At 41.6% G+C, this 16,659-nt stretch carries 15 protein-coding genes; 4 read left to right on the top strand and 11 right to left on the bottom strand.

Annotated features, from left to right (window positions below):
* Nucleotides 1–165: 165 nt before the first annotated feature.
* The 10 genes from NST62_RS11155 to NST62_RS11110 all read right to left on the bottom strand — a co-directional run bounded on the left by NST62_RS11155 (nucleotide 166) and on the right by NST62_RS11110 (nucleotide 10,396).
* A complete protein-coding gene (locus tag NST62_RS11155; protein WP_328215878.1) occupies nucleotides 166–1,353 on the bottom strand; it encodes an acyl-CoA dehydrogenase family protein in 1,188 nt (395 codons plus the stop codon).
* Nucleotides 1,350–2,696 (bottom strand): LLM class flavin-dependent oxidoreductase, encoded by a 1,347-nt coding sequence (locus NST62_RS11150; protein ID WP_328215879.1) that lies wholly within the window; start codon nucleotides 2,694–2,696, stop codon nucleotides 1,350–1,352. The genes NST62_RS11155 and NST62_RS11150 overlap by 4 nt, the downstream gene beginning before the upstream one ends.
* Before the next feature lie 20 nt (nucleotides 2,697–2,716).
* Nucleotides 2,717–3,565, bottom strand: a complete 849-nt coding sequence (locus tag NST62_RS11145) for a MetQ/NlpA family ABC transporter substrate-binding protein (protein ID WP_141601834.1) — start codon at nucleotides 3,563–3,565, stop codon at nucleotides 2,717–2,719.
* Between the two features lie 20 nt (nucleotides 3,566–3,585).
* Entirely contained in the window at nucleotides 3,586–4,239 is a 654-nt protein-coding gene (locus tag NST62_RS11140; protein ID WP_141601833.1) for a methionine ABC transporter permease, read from the bottom strand.
* Nucleotides 4,181–5,260 carry a methionine ABC transporter ATP-binding protein gene (locus NST62_RS11135; RefSeq protein WP_141601832.1) on the bottom strand — a complete coding sequence of 360 codons (1,080 nt, stop codon included), beginning with the start codon at nucleotides 5,258–5,260 and terminating at the stop codon, nucleotides 4,181–4,183. Before NST62_RS11135 ends, NST62_RS11140 begins: the two co-directional genes overlap by 59 nt.
* Nucleotides 5,261–5,278: 18 nt before the next feature.
* A complete protein-coding gene (locus NST62_RS11130) occupies nucleotides 5,279–6,121 on the bottom strand; it encodes a MetQ/NlpA family ABC transporter substrate-binding protein (protein WP_342462899.1) in 843 nt (280 codons plus the stop codon).
* 42 nt (nucleotides 6,122–6,163) lie between these two features.
* Nucleotides 6,164–7,162 carry a cysteine synthase family protein gene (locus NST62_RS11125; protein ID WP_141601830.1) on the bottom strand — a complete coding sequence of 333 codons (999 nt, stop codon included), beginning with the start codon at nucleotides 7,160–7,162 and terminating at the stop codon, nucleotides 6,164–6,166.
* Between the two features lie 271 nt (nucleotides 7,163–7,433).
* On the bottom strand, nucleotides 7,434–7,622 hold the full coding sequence (locus NST62_RS11120; RefSeq protein ID WP_141601829.1) for an SE1561 family protein: 189 nt from the start codon (nucleotides 7,620–7,622) through the stop codon (nucleotides 7,434–7,436).
* Between the two features lie 408 nt (nucleotides 7,623–8,030).
* Nucleotides 8,031–9,170 carry a carboxynorspermidine decarboxylase gene (gene nspC, locus NST62_RS11115; protein WP_141601828.1) on the bottom strand — a complete coding sequence of 380 codons (1,140 nt, stop codon included), beginning with the start codon at nucleotides 9,168–9,170 and terminating at the stop codon, nucleotides 8,031–8,033.
* Complete coding sequence (locus NST62_RS11110) at nucleotides 9,170–10,396, bottom strand: saccharopine dehydrogenase family protein (protein ID WP_141601827.1); 1,227 nt, start codon at nucleotides 10,394–10,396, stop codon at nucleotides 9,170–9,172. The genes nspC and NST62_RS11110 overlap by 1 nt, the downstream gene beginning before the upstream one ends.
* 357 nt (nucleotides 10,397–10,753) lie before the next feature.
* On the opposite strand from NST62_RS11110, the gene NST62_RS11105 reads away from it, so the two are divergent.
* From NST62_RS11105 to NST62_RS11090, 4 genes are all read left to right on the top strand, one after another.
* Complete coding sequence (locus tag NST62_RS11105; RefSeq protein ID WP_141601826.1) at nucleotides 10,754–11,131, top strand: GntR family transcriptional regulator; 378 nt, start codon at nucleotides 10,754–10,756, stop codon at nucleotides 11,129–11,131.
* A 13-nt stretch (nucleotides 11,132–11,144) separates the two neighbouring features.
* Nucleotides 11,145–12,248: a DUF5808 domain-containing protein gene (locus tag NST62_RS11100; protein ID WP_342462898.1), complete on the top strand. Its 1,104-nt coding sequence runs from the start codon at nucleotides 11,145–11,147 to the stop codon at nucleotides 12,246–12,248.
* A gap of 128 nt (nucleotides 12,249–12,376) precedes the next feature.
* A complete protein-coding gene (locus tag NST62_RS11095) occupies nucleotides 12,377–14,074 on the top strand; it encodes a glycosyltransferase family 4 protein (protein WP_141601824.1) in 1,698 nt (565 codons plus the stop codon).
* A 26-nt stretch (nucleotides 14,075–14,100) separates the two neighbouring features.
* Nucleotides 14,101–15,210: a glycosyltransferase gene (locus tag NST62_RS11090; protein ID WP_141601823.1), complete on the top strand. Its 1,110-nt coding sequence runs from the start codon at nucleotides 14,101–14,103 to the stop codon at nucleotides 15,208–15,210.
* Nucleotides 15,211–15,285: 75 nt separating this feature from the next.
* On the opposite strand, the gene NST62_RS11085 is transcribed toward NST62_RS11090, so the two are convergent.
* Nucleotides 15,286–16,563, bottom strand: coding sequence for a nucleotide sugar dehydrogenase (locus NST62_RS11085; protein ID WP_342462897.1), 1,278 nt, complete (start codon nucleotides 16,561–16,563; stop codon nucleotides 15,286–15,288).
* Nucleotides 16,564–16,659: the final 96 nt, after the last annotated feature.

Genomic DNA, 16,659 nt, shown 5'->3' with positions numbered 1-16,659 from the left:
CAGTTTCCCCGTTTGTTGCGGTCTCTATCAATAAATCAAAAAGAGCCTATCCAAAAAAATGGACAGGCTCTTTTCTTCATTTTGATGCAACAAAAGAGGAAGGGACACAGCGTTGATTTATGTGGTGTAAAAAAGGTCAGCACAGCCATGAAGGCGTCTGTTTCGTTATAGTTGAAAGACCTCTTGTTTCACATCAAATAAAACCGCTTTTGACAGTTGTGAAATCACCACGTCATCCAACGGAGGGTTATAGGATCCGCATTGAACATCCCGGAAAAGCCGTTCCAACGGATTCGTTTTCGATAAACTTCTGCCGCCAACGATTTTCATCGCTTTTGAAACAATTTCAATAGCATTATTGCAAATTAAATATTTGGCAATATTCACTTCATTGGCAAGCAAGTCCCGCTTCTCCGGTTCGTATTCGACTTGTGCGGCAAGGCTGTATAAAATTCTTCTTGAAGAATGATATAGCACTTCGATTTCTCCCGCATTTTGTTGGACATGGGCAGCGTGGTTAATGGTGTTTCCCAAACTGTGGGAGTATGTGTTTTTGGCGAATTCATAAGCATAGTCCCTTGCGGCACCGGCTATCCCTAAATAAACGGCAGGGATTTCCAAAGAATAAACGCGGCCATGAGCAAGAAAACGGTTGGTTTCATTCGGTTTTTGACGATAAAGCAGCGCTTCTTCCGGTACGAACACATCATGAAAGATGATGTCATGACTCCCTGTAGCCCGCATTCCTAAATAATCCCAAGTTTCCTTAATTTCCACCCGATCATTGACCGTAATTAAAAATTCAGCGGTAATGCCTTCATCTTCCAAATAAGCGATGGTCATAAACTGTTTTAATATAGGAGCCAGGGAAGCATAAGATTTTTCACCTGAAATGATATATCCTCCAGGCACCTTTTTGGCAATCGTACCTGGAGTAGCGCCTCGGGAAAGATTTCCTTTTCCCCGTTCCGTATTAATGATGTTTAATAATGAACCTTCTTCCACTGTTTTACGGCACAATTCAGCGAAGACGGATTCCGGCCAAGATTTCGTTTCCCGGACGTTCAGGAATGTTAACAAGTTCCAGCCGACCCCCAAAGCGGTGGAGGCATCCCCTTTGGCAAGCTGTTCCTGGACAAGCAACATTTCATAAAGGGAAATTTCATCTCCACCATACTTTTTAGGAATCGTTAATTTAAGATAGCCCGCATCCTGTAAAATTTTAAAATGTTCAAAAGGAAATTCGCCGGTTTTGTCGTAATAAGCGGCGGTTTTACCAATTTCCGAAGCCAATTTTTTTGCATAATCCACTAATTGTTGTTCACGTTCATTGCGAATAAAAATATCTGTCATGATGAAGCCACCTTTGATTTTGCAAATTGATTTTCAGGTATTTGCAAACCTAAATGTTCCCGCAATGTGGAACCGGTGTAGTCTTTTCTGAATAACCCACGCTCTTGTAAAATCGGTACAACTTTTTCGACAAAAGCTTCCAAATCGCGGGGAAGCAATGGGAATTGCAGCATAAATCCGTCGCAGGCTTTTTCATTAAACCAACGTTCCATTTCATCCGCGACTTTTTCAGGTGTCCCAACAAATGCATCCTTCTTCGCCGCATTAAAGAGCCGGGTGTATAATTCTCCCACTTTCAAATTTTCCCGTTTAATAATTTCATAAAGTTCATTGAAATTACTTTGAATGCTGTTTACAGGAGGGAATTCGACTTCAATGGCCGGCGTATCCAGTGAATACTTTGAAAAATCCACATTTCCCATATATCCTGAAACAAATTTCAACGCTTCATAAGGATCGACCAATTCCTGCAATTCATTGTATCGGCGAATGGCTTCTTCTTCCGTGTCGGCAACGATCGGGGAGATTCCATGGAACACAATGAGCTCATCCTCGGAACGGTTATGTTGAGCCAACTGGGCTTTCAATGTTCTATAATGTTCCTTTGCTCTTTCGATATTATCCCAATGGACAAAAACCGCATTTGCCACACGGGCTGCTAATTTCTGGCCGGGTTTTGAAGAACCGGCAACAACAATGACAGGATATCCTTGAGGGGAGCGGGCGATATTTAACGGACCTTTTACTTGGAAATACTGACCTTTGTAATTGATTTCATGCACTTTTGATTGGTCGTAGAAAATGCCGTTTTCTTTATCGTATATAAAGGCATCGTCTTCCCAGGAATCCCATAAACCTAAAATGACGTCGGCAAATTCTTCTGCGATTTCATAGCGTTTGTCATGTTCCACATGTTTTTCACGGCTAAAGTTCAAAGCTGTTTGGCCGGTGGCATCAGAAGTTGTCACTAGATTCCATGCAACCCGGCCACCGCTGATATGATCAACGGAAAGCAATTGTCTTGCCAATCGGTAAGGCTGGCTATAAGTCGTCGAAGCGGTTGCTCCAAGACCGATTTTTTCAGTGGCAGCAGCGAGGGCTGTTATTTGAATAATAGGGTCAAAGCGGTTTAATATATGCGGGTGAGATTCATGGTTTATGGCCAGACTATCCGCAATGAAGACGATATCAAATTTTCCTTTCTCCGCGATTTGAGCTGATTTTTGCAGGGCTTTGATATCAATGCTGGCATTGGCCTGCGCTTCCGGATGGCGCCATGCAGCCACATGCATGCCGGCGCCGATTAAATACAACGAAAGTTTCATTTCACGTTTTTTTACCATTCGACGTTCCTCCTAAAATATTATTTTTTTGAAGAATAAGCTTCTTTCCAGGTTGCCAATTCTTCCAGGGATAATTGAACAGGGATGAAGTTGCCTTTATAGTTTTTCTTAATAAATTGGGATACTTCTTCACTCTGGTAAATTTCAACGATTTTTTTATACAATGGATGATCTTTATCTTCATTTCTCGCAGCGATTACATTGATAAACGGTTTTGCCGTTTCACTTTCATGGATGATTGCATCGCTCAAATATAAACCGGCTTCAAGGGCTATTCCGTTGTTGATGATGGCAAAATCCGTATCTTCCATCACACGCGGGGTTGTTGCACCATCAACAGGGATAATTTCCAAGTTTTTCGGATTCTCTTTAATTTTGTCGACTCCGCCCCTGCCGTCGAAATCATCCGTCAAGGTGATCAGTCCATATTCCTGGAGAAGCATGAGAGCCCGGCCCCAGTTGGACGGATCATTTGGTACGGCGATTTTGGATCCTGCTTTAATATCATCTATGGAATCAAATTTATTGGAATACAATCCGATCGGTGCAATAATCGTTGTTCCGATTGGTTGAATATCTGTATGATTTTGGGTATTAAAAGTATCCAAATATGCAACGTGTTGGAAAGCGTTGATGTCAATATCCCCGTCCGCCAGCGCCTGATTCGGGTCCACTTGTGCGGAAAAAGTGACTAATTCAAGGTCAATGCCTTCCTCTTTCGCTTTTTCTTTTATGAATTCCCAAGTTTTAATCTCTGAACTGCGAATTCCAACTTTTACATGATTGTTTTCAGCATCCGTTTTTTCATTGCATGCCGCCGATACAAATATTAATAATATTAAACCTATTAAAATACTAAGTTTTTTCATTCGAAACACCTCTTCAACAATTAAGAAACTCGTCTAAAATGATGTTCCAATTTATGGCCAATCATTTGGATGATTTGTACAAATACGACAAGGATGATTACCGTAACCAAAGTCGTCATTTCGTCAAAACGCTGATAACCATAGGTGATGGCCACATCGCCCAAGCCGCCTCCGCCAACTGCTCCTGCCATCGCAGTTGCTCCAATTAACCCGATTGTCGCTGTTGTTACACTTAAAACGAGGGAAGGGAAAGCTTCCGGAATTAAAAACTTGCGAATAATTTGAAAGGGAGTTGCTCCCATGGCTTTTGCGGCTTCAATGATTCCATCATCAACTTCCAATAATGAATTTTCAATTAATCTGGAAATATATGGACCTATATGAAAAACAAGAGGAACAATTGCCGCAGTCGTTCCGATGGCTGTGCCAACAATGAGCCGGGTCAACGGGATCAGCAGGACCAGCAAAATAATAAAAGGAATTGAACGGAATATATTGACGATGGGATTAATGATCCCAAATATCCATTTATTTTCTAAAATGTGTCCTTTTCTGGTCACTACGAGGATAATGCCTAAAGCAAATCCTAAAATGGCGCCGAAGAACAAGCTGATGCTAACCATATATAAGGTTTCCAAAATTGCGTTGAGAATAATTTCGTAACTCACTTCCATTTGCAGCCACCTCTTCAATTTGGATATCTTTCAAACGGATATATTGAATTGCTCTTTCGCACTCACGATGATCCCCCTTAATTTCGATAATTAAATTGCCGAAGGGGATCTCTTGCAATTCAATGATATTTCCAAATAATACGTTGACATCCACTTTGAATTTTTTTGCCACTTCAGAGACAATCGATTGACCAACATTTTCTCCGATAAACTTCAGTTTGAAAATGCGTTTTGAAGGATTGTCATCCTGAAGCATTTTTATAATGAATTCCGGAATTTCATCGCGCACGACGGATTGAACAAAGTTTTTCGTTGTTTTCTCCTTTGGATTTGAGAAGATTTCCAGTACATTTCCCGTTTCAATAACGCGTCCATTTTCCATGACCGCTACTTTGTTGCAAATCTCGCGGATGACTTCCATTTCATGAGTGATCAGCAAGATTGTGATATTGTATTCAACATTCACTTTTTTCAATAGATTTAAAATAGATTTTGTTGTTTGGGGATCGAGGGCAGAGGTCGGTTCATCGCATAACAATATTTTTGGATTTGTGACCAGAGCTCTGGCTATCCCAACCCGCTGCTTTTGACCGCCGGAAAGTTGATGGATATAAGCATTGGAACGATCTTCAAGTCCAATGTAGCGTAAAACTTCCATTACCCGTTGCCGGATTTCATTTTTTGGCACCTTGCTAAGCAGAAGGGGCATTGCAACATTTTCAAATACGGTTTTGGAATTCAGGAGATTAAAATGTTGGAAAATCATCCCGATTTCTTTCTTTTTCTCCCTCAATTCCTGGGCGGAATAGGTTGTTAAATCAACACCATCGACCAGAACTTTCCCGCTTGTCGGGGTTTCCAATAAATTCACGGTGCGAAGTAAAGTGCTTTTTCCGGCACCGCTGAATCCGATGACCCCGAAAATATCCCCTTTATTAATTTTTAAATTGATCTGATCCAATGCCTTAATTTCCTTTCCGTCTGAACGGTATACTTTGGAAGTATCGATAAACTCGATCAAATGATTCACCCACTTTCTTTAAAATGTCGGAACAACGGCCCCATCATATTTCGATTCAATATATTTCCGGGCTTTTTCACTTGTTAACCATTTCACAACCGTTTTTATGTTTTCATCATTTTCCCGGCCTTTCGCTGTCACCACAATATTGACATACGGCGAATCCGGCCCTTCAATAATAAGGGCGTCTTCTTTTGGATTTAAGCCGCCTTCCAATGCGTAGTTCGTATTAATTGCGGCAGCATCGACATCTTCCAATGCGCGGTTTAACAATGGACCATCAACACCGATAAATTCTATTTTTTTGTCGTTTTTTATAATGTCTTCAACGGTGTAATTGCCTTCTTTATTTGGATCAAGTTCGATAATTCCGTTAGAAGCGAACAGTTCCAATGCGCGTGAAAAATTTACCACGTCCTGAGGGATGGCCACTTTTGCCCCTTGAGGCAATTCATCAATGCTTTTATATTTTTTGGAATACACTCCGAAAGGTTCAATATGCACACCGCCAACACTAACCAGCTCCAAACCGGATTGTTTAATGGCTTGATTCAAATATGGGGTATGCTGAAAATAGTTGAAATCCAATTGGCCTTCCGCTGTTGCCTGGTTTGTTCGGACACCATCATTGAACACTTCTATTTGGAGTTTAATGCCTTCCTTCTCCAGATCCGGTGCCAAGTGTTCCAATATTTCCGCATGGGGAACTGAAGAAGCGCCAACTTTTAATACTGTCACTTCTTTTTTTGATGGGTCATTCTTCGCGTTTTCATTCCCGTTTGATGCTTCTCCGTTGCTGCATGCTGCCAAAATGATTAAAGTCAGAACCGAAACTAAAATGAAATACCAATTTTTCCTCAAGTTCAAAACTCCTTTACTAAAATTTGTAATTCTAATAAACAATTATTCAAATAAATCGGTGGATAAGTAACGCAAGCCCGTGTCAGGAAGGACTGCAATGATGCGTTTTCCTTTGTTTTCAGGTCGTTTGGCCAATTGCGTGGCAGCCCAAATGGCAGCACCTGAAGAAGTACCGACAAGAATTCCATCAGATTTGGCCACTGCCCGTGCCGCTTCATTTGCTTCGTATGTTTCGACAGAAATGAATTCATCGATGACATTTTTGTTTACGTTGGCAGGAACTCTTTTTTCTTCAACATCCGAGAACCGGTGTACACCTGTGATTTCAGGAATATCCGGATTTTCAGGGGTTGCAATGGAATTCAAACCGGGTTCCACTGCAACAATTTGAATATTCGGATTTTTATTTTTCAAGAATTCCCCAACACCGCTAATGGTTCCCCCCGTACCAACGGCTGCAACAAAAATATCGATTTGCCCATCCGTATCCTCCCATATTTCAGGACCTGTCGTTTCTTTATGGATTCTTGGATTCGCTTCATTTTCCAGCTGATTTAAAAACAGAATGTTTTCTTCTTTTGAAAGGACTTCATTTTTTAATACATTGATTGCTTCTACAAAATCGCCGTCAGTTTCTTCCATTGCTTTTGCAAGGGCAGGGACTTCCGAGAATGGGATGACTTCACCGCCAAAGGCACGTATGACTTTCGTCCGTTCAATGCTGACATTGTCCTGGATGTAGACGCGGAATTTATAACCTTTGGCAGCTGCAATGGCAGCAACGCCGATGCCGGTATTTCCGCTCGTTGTTTCCACAATGGTATCGCCCTTTTTTAACAAACCCTTTGCTTCTGCATCTTCAATCATGGATTTGGCAATGCGATCTTTTACACTATTGACAGGGTTAAAATATTCTAGTTTTACGATGAGTTCCGCTTCCAATTGGTTTTGTTTTTCATAATTGACAAGTTGCAATAATGGGGTCCGACCGACCAACTCGGTAATGGACTTTTTAATTTTATTTGTAACTGCCTGACTCATCTAATCTCCTCCAATCCAAATCATTTTATAACCTACTATTACAATTGGGATTATTGGAATGTTAACATGCGAAATTGAGCATTGACAATATGTTGCCGGTAAAATCATCAATAGAAATATTTAATTAACGAAAAAAAATAATTTATTAAATAAACGGGGGATATGCAGGGGAAGGGGGGACATGTAATCTTGAAATAAAAAAAGGAAATTAAATCCGCACATACAAAAAAATCAGTGAAGGAAAACCCTTCACTGATTATGTAAACAACCTTTATTCTTCTTCATACCGATGTTTAAACTGCTCCAATTTCTCTTCAATATCGTCTATCATTTGGATGAGGCGATCAATGTCTTCAAGATCGGCAGTTTCTTCATCAATCGCTTCCAAAACTTCAAGGAAAATCTCCAGGCGTTCTTTCAAATATTGCACCTGCTTATTTTTGTCATAAATCGCTTTCACATTTCCACCTCTTTCATCTAGGTCATCATAACGGAAAATCGCCAAATATGCAATCATGTAAAAAAGTATTTTTCTGTAAAAGTATAGGCATTTCATACCGATTTTATTTTCGATTATTCAGAATATTTACAATAATGAATCTTTGTGATATATTAATCTTAACTTAATCGCAAAGGAGTTGGTCGAAAAGTAAACGCTCACTCTATTGCAAAGGAGGGAGTCTAAACAATCTTTCGGCCCGGCTTGTAGCCGAAACTGTTTATGCAACGATAATGGTGGTTAGTAAGCGGTAAACCCCGGTGAGGTGCATCTTTTTGGATGCACAGGTCACCGGGGTTTTAAAGTTTCATAGATTTTTCTATAAAAAAGCGCCAATCGGAAACCGGTCCGAATTGGCGCTTTGACTGTTTAAGATAAGCGATTGCGATAATCTTCGTATTTAAATTGTCTTACGACTTTAATTCCTTCTTCATCGTTGTATAAACAGATGCTTGGCAAGTTGACACCATTGAACATATGGTTTTTCACCATTGTGTAATGGGCCATGTCTGTAAATACAATTTTGTCCCCAGGTTTTAGCGGTTCATCGAAAGAATAGTCGCCGATCACATCTCCAGCAAGGCATGTCATTCCACCGAGACGGTATGTGTAAGGTTTATCATTAGGGGTACTTGCCCCGATAATTTGCGGACGATAAGGCATCTCAAGTACATCCGGCATATGACATGTGGCGGAAGTGTCGAGAATGGCGATCTCCATCCCGTTTTTGACAATATCCAGCACGGTTGCCACAAGGTAGCCTGTATTGAGAGCAATGGCTTCACCTGGTTCGAGAATGACTTGGACATCATATTTATTTTTAATATAGTTGATGAGATCGACCAGTTTGTCGATGTCATAATCCGGGCGGGTAATATGATGTCCGCCGCCGAAGTTGACCCATTTCATTTGATGCAAGTACTTGCCATACTTTTCTTCAAAATGAGGAAGGATCCGTTCAAGCACGTCGGAATTTTGTTCACACATCGCATGGAAGTGAAGACCCTCAACGCCGTCCAATTCATCCGGACGGAATTGATCGAAAGGAATTCCTAAACGGGAATTCAATGCACAAGGGTCATAAAGTGCCGTTTCCACTTCGGAATAACCAGGGTTCACTCTCAAACCGATGGAAACGTGCTTGTCCAGTTGTTGAATCTTTTGTTTATATTTATTTAATTGATTGAAAGAGTTGAATACGATATGGTCGATATATTTCAAATATTCATCGATTTCATGTTCAGCGTAGGCTGGTGAGTAGGCATGCACTTCTTTTCCAAATTCCTCGTATCCTAAGCGGGCTTCAAAAAGGGAACTTGCCGTAACCCCCTTCAAATATTTGCTCACTAAAGGAAATGTGGAAAACATGGAAAAACCTTTTAGCGCAAGCAATATATCGCAGCCTGTACGCTGTTGGACGGAATCCAATATCTCCAGATTCCGTTTTAATAAACGTTCATCAACAACATAACTTGGAGATGGTACACTTTTCCAGTCGATTGCTTTCATTATTTTACCTCACTATTTTCAAGGTCTAAATCAAGCAATTCTGGATCGAAGCTTTCTTTCCATGGAAGGCCCCATTTGTTCAATTCTTCCATGAATGGATCCGGATCGAATTCTTCTACGTTCCAAACCCCCGGTCTTCTCCAAATTCCTTTGATAATGAGGCTTGCCCCGATCATCGCAGGAACGCCTGTTGTATAAGAAACCGCCTGGCTGCCCACTTCGCGATAGCATTCTTCATGATCGCAAACGTTATATAGATAGTAAGTTTTTTCTTTTCCGTCTTTTATGCCGCGGAAAATGCAACCGATATTTGTCTTGCCTTTTGTTCTTGGTCCAAGTGAACCTGGATCCGGTAAAACCGCTTTTAAGAATTGAAGAGGAACGATTTTCTTCCCTTCGAATTCGATTGGCTCAATGGATGTCATTCCGACATTTTGAAGAACCCGCAAGTGAGTCAGATATTTTTCGGAGAATGTCATCCAGAAGCGGATTTGTTTAAGTCCTTTTACGTTTTTCGCCAAAGATTCCAATTCTTCATGGTAAAGAAGGTAAATATCTTTCGGACCTACTTCAGGGAAGTTATATTCTCTCTTATATTCAAGAGGTTTTGTTTCGATCCATTTCCCTTCTTTCCAATATCGGCCGTTGGATGTAATTTCGCGAATGTTGATTTCCGGGTTAAAGTTAGTCGCAAACGGCAATCCGTGATCGCCGGCATTGCAGTCCAAGATATCAATATAATGAATTTCATCGAAATGATGTTTTAATGCATAAGCCGTGAATACGCCTGTAACTCCAGGGTCGAAACCGCAGCCCAATACGGCCGTGATACCGGCTTTTTCAAATTTTTCTTTATAAGCCCATTGCCATTTATATTCAAATTTAGCTGTTTCAGGTGGTTCATAGTTAGCGGTATCTAAGTAATGAACACCTGTAGCTAAACAAGCTTCCATGATTGTCAAATCTTGATAAGGTAATGCAACGTTGATGACTACATCCGGTTTGAAACTATTGATTAATTCGACGAGTTCGTCCACGTTGTCCGCATCAACTTGCGCAGTGTGGATAATCGTTTTGCCGCCGTCGAGCTTCTCTTTCAAAGCGTCGCATTTCGCCTTTGTACGGCTGGCAATCATGATTTCCTCGAACACGTCTGAATTTTGTACACATTTGTGCGCTACAACGCTACCTACACCGCCAGCACCGATAATCAATGCTTTACCCAATTCATTATGACCCCCTTAATTGAAAATAGTATCAAGCAATGAAATAGATTATACATAATTATTTCTTAATCAGCAATTGTTTTTAAAGCGAAAATATAAAAATTTTCAATTACGTAAACATTGCTTTTTAAATATTCCTTGTTTCATAAAATCGGGCTTTTAACATGAAAATTTCATTTGCCGGATAATCGGTGAAGAAATCCTGCATAAAAAGCAAAAGGCACATTGCTGTCAATATTAGATATTAGCAAATAGATAAATAAAATTCATTATTTAAAGCAATTCTTTTGTGCTTTTGTTCTATAAAATATATAACAAATTTGTTATAATAAATATAGAACAGATTGGGGTGATGGAATGATAATCCGAATTGAGCCGGAATCGGAAGTTCCAATTTATATGCAACTGACAAATCAAATTATTGAAGGCATTGCGAAAGGCGCTATACATCCGGGGGATGCGCTCCCGTCCGTCCGGACATTGGCGGCTGATTTGGGAATCAATATGCACACGGTCAATAAAAGTTATCATGAGCTTGAGAAGAAAGGGATTATCGAAATTGTCCCCAAATCCGGAGCCGTGATCAAAGGGCACTCCCATATAGAGCAAAGTTCGTATAACAGGATTTATAACATGCTGAAGCCGCAAATCGCGGAAGGAATGGTGTTGGGGATGACGAAGGACGAAATATTGAATTTGGTCGAAGAAATTGTCAACGAAATAAAAAAAACCTGAAGGAGGGACTGCAATGGCTTTTATGATTTCGCTGATCATTTTGCTTTTCTTGTCAACCATCCAGTCAGTGATGCCTTATTTTGTGAAAAGAACGGTCGTCTTCGGCGTGTCGGTTCCGGAACAACATATTCAGGATGAACGGATCCGAGCCTACAAGAAACAATATACAATGTTGACGATTGCGGTTTCATTTTTCATGATTTTGATTTACAGTGCGTGGGCCGCCTTCAAACAGCCATCTGATGAAGCCGTCATTTTCATCGGCACAATCATCGAGTTCATCATTATTTTCATTAGTCTTGCTTTATTTTATTATTACCGTGGGAAAATGAAGCAATATAAAAGAGCGGAAAAGTGGGCGCAGCAATTAAAGCAGGTGGCGGCTGCCGATTTGACCGTCCATTCGGAGGATTCTTTGCCCCCATGGTATATCTATCTGTTGCCGATGATTGTCACTGCCGGATTGATGGGCTACACCATTTATCAATATGATTTGTTGCCGCAGCAAATCCCCACTCATTGGGGCCTCAGCGGAGAACCGGATGCGTTTACCGAAAAGACGCCATTTACGGCAATACAAATGCTTCTGTTTTTGCTTCTGCTCCAATTGATGTTCCTGGGAATACAGTTGGGAATGAAATTTTCGGGAATAAAATTAAGCGCGACCAATTTGTCCGCTTCGAAAAATCGCCAACTGGCCTTAAGGAAATCGCCAAGCTGGTTTTCATTCTATACGGTGCTGTTAATCACAATGTTGTTTTCTTATTTTCAATTGACGACCATCCATCCGGATTTGTTCAATTATTCTTTGCTGAAAGCGTTGATTCCTTTTGGCGTCATGTTTTTGATTTTGGCGGGAACGGCAATTTTGATGGTAATAGTGGGACGATCTGATAAATATCCGTCTGAATCGATGGAAGAGGGATTGATGGATGCAAGTGATGACAAGTATTGGAAAGCGGGGTTGTTTTATTTTAATAAGAATGATCCGTCGATTTTCGTGGAGAAACGGTTTGGCGTAGGGTGGACGATCAATTTTGCCAATCCGGTCGGATACCTGATCATTTTCGGTCCCCTCATCCTTATTTTGCTGATTGCGTTTCTGTTCCAATGGTGAATAAATTCCGGCCAAACCCGGAACAACCGGGTTTGGCCGTTTTTTTGGAAAAAACGCAAATGGCAATCACTAAAATGTTAAATTGACATAAAATACTTTGGAATAAATGAAGGCACGAGGGTGAAAATGTGATTCAAAAATTGAGGACTATAGAATTTCAACACCGGTTGGCCCGGATTTTTCGGGCTTATAAACAAGAAGTCGCAAGAGGCGGGAAGGAAAAGGAGAGGCTTCATATTGTGTATGTCATGACCCATGTCGGCATTTCAGGCGGGGTCAAAATTATATTTGAACACGCCAACAGACTGAAACAGCTGGGTGCAAAGGTGACAATCGTCGCCCATTATATGAAGCCGTCATGGTTTCCGATTGAAGCCGATTATGTTCAAGTTCCCTTCGGTTTGGAGTTGGCAAAAGGAATTCCCGATTGCGACTTGATTGTGGCCACCTATTGGGACCATATTCAGGCCTGCATCGAAACGGGCATCGCGCCGGTCGTTTATTTTGAGCAGGGCGATTTCCACTTATTTGACTACGGCAAGATGAATCAAACACTCAAAAACTATATTCATATTCAATATCAGATACCGCCGTTTATTTACACGGTTTCCCGTCCGGCGGCAGAACTGATTGAAAAATTGTATGGCAGAGAAGCGAAAGTCTATCCGAATGCGATTGACGAAACGGTTTTTAACCCTGAAGGGCCAAAAGTGACGGGAGATCGTCCATATTTATTGATGATTGGAAGGGAAAGCACGGCGTTTAAAGGGCTTTCCTACATCTTGGATGCTTATGACATGCTGAAAAAGGAATTTGAACTTGATTTATATTGGATTACGCCCGAAACCCCGTCGGAGAAAATGAAACAAAGAGCAACCAAATGTTTTATCAGCCCTTCGCAAGAAACAATCGCCTCTCTCTATCGGGGAGCGGCTTTATACGTCAGCGGCTCCACTTACGAAAGTTTCTCCCTGCCTCCCCTTGAAGCGATGGCATGCGGTTGCCCGGTTGTGACAACGGACAATGAAGGCGTTTTGGAATACGCGGTACACCTTGAAAATGCAATGATTTGCCGCATGAGGGACCCGCAGGACATGGCGGAAAAAATATCAGAACTTCTTTCGAATCCGGATTTAAAAGAAAGATTAATCAGGAACGGTCTGGAAACTGCCGGTAGATATAATTGGATTGCCATTATGAAAGAAATTTTGGATTATTATAGCGATATTGCATTGTACCAGGTACAGCCAAGGAACCTATTAACCGACTGGGATATTCGGATACGGCGGGAACATTGTCTGCATCCGGAAGATTATGTGAGATTCGAAAAGTTTCTTCTTGCAACCAAATCCGATTTGGTCAAGGTGCCGGTGATATACGAAATCGATAAAGTCCCTGTGATTGCCAGATGGGAAACGGCTGCCGTGCGGAAAAAGATCGACAATGGCCTTGTTGAAACTTGTTACTGCCCCGTGCATCCTGCAAATGGCCTTGCGCTTTACAACCTTAAAGGCTATCAGTCATTTTTATTGAAGGAGTTTGATAAAGCTTTGGATGAATTTTTAGAGTTGCAGGAAACAAGCGAAGCAAAGGAGCAAGCCGTTTATGGCAAATGGGCCGTCCTGACATTGATGAGGCTGCAGAGAAAAGAGGAGGCCAAGAGAAAATTAAAAGCACTGATGGATGAACATCCGTATTATCCGGATTTATATAAATTGGCTCTTTTGCTGGAAGGAAAAAATCAACATCATATCAATTCAATCAGGGTTTTGGGGGATGGCGCGGCGTATCCTGAATTTTTCTACCAGATCGATTCAATAATCTAAAAAGTCCATCATGAAGAGGTGAATGGATGATCAGCGTGATTTTGCCGGTCTTCAATGCCGGCGATTATTTAAAAGATTCGATTGAAAGCATTTTGAATCAAACAGAGAAGGATATCGAATTGATTGTTGTCAACGACGGCTCGACGGACAATAGCGAAGAAGTAATATTGTCATTTGGCGATGAGCGGATCCGGTATGTAAAGTTTGAGGAAAACAAGGGTGTTGCCGCCGCCTTTAACGAAGGGTTGAAACTGGCAAATGGAGACTTTATTACCTTTCACGGAGCGGACGATTTATCTTTGCCCCATCGTTTTGAAAGGCTGTTGGCGGAATTTTGCTGCGAAAACATCGGGTATGTCCATTCCGATATGCTGCTGATTACGGATCACGATATTCCTTTTAGCTATTGGCAAGCCGGGAATATTTCCCCGGATGATATCTATTCTTTTTTCCTGAATGTAGGCACTCCGTTCAATAACGGAAGCATCCTGTTCAGAAGGGAAGCGGTGGAAGGAATCCACTTTAATGAAACCATCAAAGTCGGTTCCGATACGGATTTTGTTTTGAAAGTGGCAAAAGGAAAATGGCGCTCTTTCCATGTTCCGGAACCATTGTATATTTACAGAAGGCATCAATCGAATCTGACGAAGCAAAGAAGCTATGATGAACTGGCCGGACACATCCGCATCAATATCAAGGAAGAAGACTTGATCAGTCTTCCGGAGGTACAGGGAATAAAAGGAGAAAAGCGGCTATTGAAAGCCAAGTTGATTGCGGGGCTCGCTTTGGCAAGGAGATGGATGCGGAGAGAAGGATTTCTTCTTTTCTATGAAGCCATTCCTCTTGTGAAAACGGAAAGGGATCGCCACTTTTTTGAGGGGATGAAGGGATTGGTGGAAAAGAATTACAAACACGCCGTCCACCATTTTCAGCAAATCACCGATCGGGATCATATCGAGGAAAATTATCTCGGGGAAGCTTTTCTTCATATGAAGAATTACAAAGAGGCCTATCGCCGCTTTTGGAAAGCATTGCAACTGTCGCCGAATTACCATTCGCCCGTGAAAAATTTAAAAATAATCGGCATATTAAGGGGCTTTAATCTCATTGATAAACATGCCGATCATTTCAAATAGCAAAATGAAAACCCGAAAATGCCGGTCCGGTCATTTTCGGGTTTTCATATGTCCTGCAGATCCCTTTGTTTGAAGTTATTGCACACCGATTCCCCTATATTTCATTCCGAGATCCTCAATCTTTTTCTTATCCAATTGATTTCTTCCGTCCAGTACCATTCGGCAATTAGGAAAGTGGTCAAAAGGGAAATTCTTATATTGATCGTGGAAGGCTTGCAGAATGATTGCGTCAATTTTTTCCCGGATCGCCTCCGAATAAGGCAGAACCTGAAAGGCGGCAATTTCTTCGGAGGAGTACAACGGATCATCGACGTATACGATGGCTCCTCTTTGTTTTAATTTGTCCGCAAGAAGCAGTGCGGATGATTTTGTGGTTTCTTTTACATTTTCCCGGAAGGACAGCCCTAAAATGAGAATGTTCTGATCTTGAAGGGAGCCGAGAATGCGTTCGACCTGATCGACAGCATATTTCGCCATATGGTCATTGACTTCTCTTGAGAGATGGACCAATCCTTTTTTTAATCCTTTGTTGATAAAAAAGTATGGATAAACCGGAATGCAATGGCCTCCCACCCCTACTCCGGGATAATGGAGATGGGAGAAGGGCTGGCTGTTTGCGGCATGAATGACTTCCTTCATGTTCACCCCCAATGAATCTGCGAATACCGCCAGTTCGTTTGCCAATGCAATATTGACATCCCGGTAGACCGATTCGGCCACTTTTGTAAATTCTGCCGTTTCCAGATTGCTGACAGGCAGGATGTCGCAATTTAACGCCCTTTTATAAAAGGATTTGACGAGTTCAAGGCTTTTTTCATTATCGCCGCTGACGATTTTCGGATAATTCGAGAGGTCCTGAATGATGCGGTTGGAGTAGACCCTTTCCGGACTATACCCAAGATGGAAATCCGTCCCTAATTGCAGCCCAGAAATTTCCTCAATTCTTTTTCCGAAACGGTTTCTCGTGTCCCCCGCAGGCAGAGTTGTTTCAAAAATGACAAGCGTTCCTTTGCGTATGCCTTTTCCTATGTCCTCAACCGCCGCATCGATAAATTCGTAGTTGATTTTTCCGTCTTCCTTCACCAAGACCGGTACAATGACGACGACCACATCCGATTGGCTGACCGCTTTCGCCGTAACCGTCGTAGCCCGGAATGTCCCCGTTTTCCACGCATTGTACAACAATTCTTCCAATCCCGGTTCATTTTGAATATGGGAGATTCCTTTGTTTGCTGTTTCGACAACCTTTTCATTGCTATCGGCTCCAATGACATTGAAATATCCCGAGTTGGCAATCACTGCGGCAAGGGGCAAACCGATCTTTCCTAATCCGACGACAGTGACAGTTTCCATTCATTCATCTCCTTTTCAAAACCTGAACAATAGGGGCGGTTTTCAATCTTTTTACAAAACCCCCACATAAATATATGTTTGAAAGTCCATTCTCGT

This window comes from Ureibacillus sp. FSL K6-8385 (assembly GCF_038593155.1).
In the GTDB taxonomy this organism is placed as follows: Bacteria; Bacillota; Bacilli; order Bacillales_A; family Planococcaceae; genus Ureibacillus; species Ureibacillus terrenus.
Note: the sequence above shows the minus strand (reverse complement) of the source record. Positions and strands in the feature narration are given on the sequence as shown.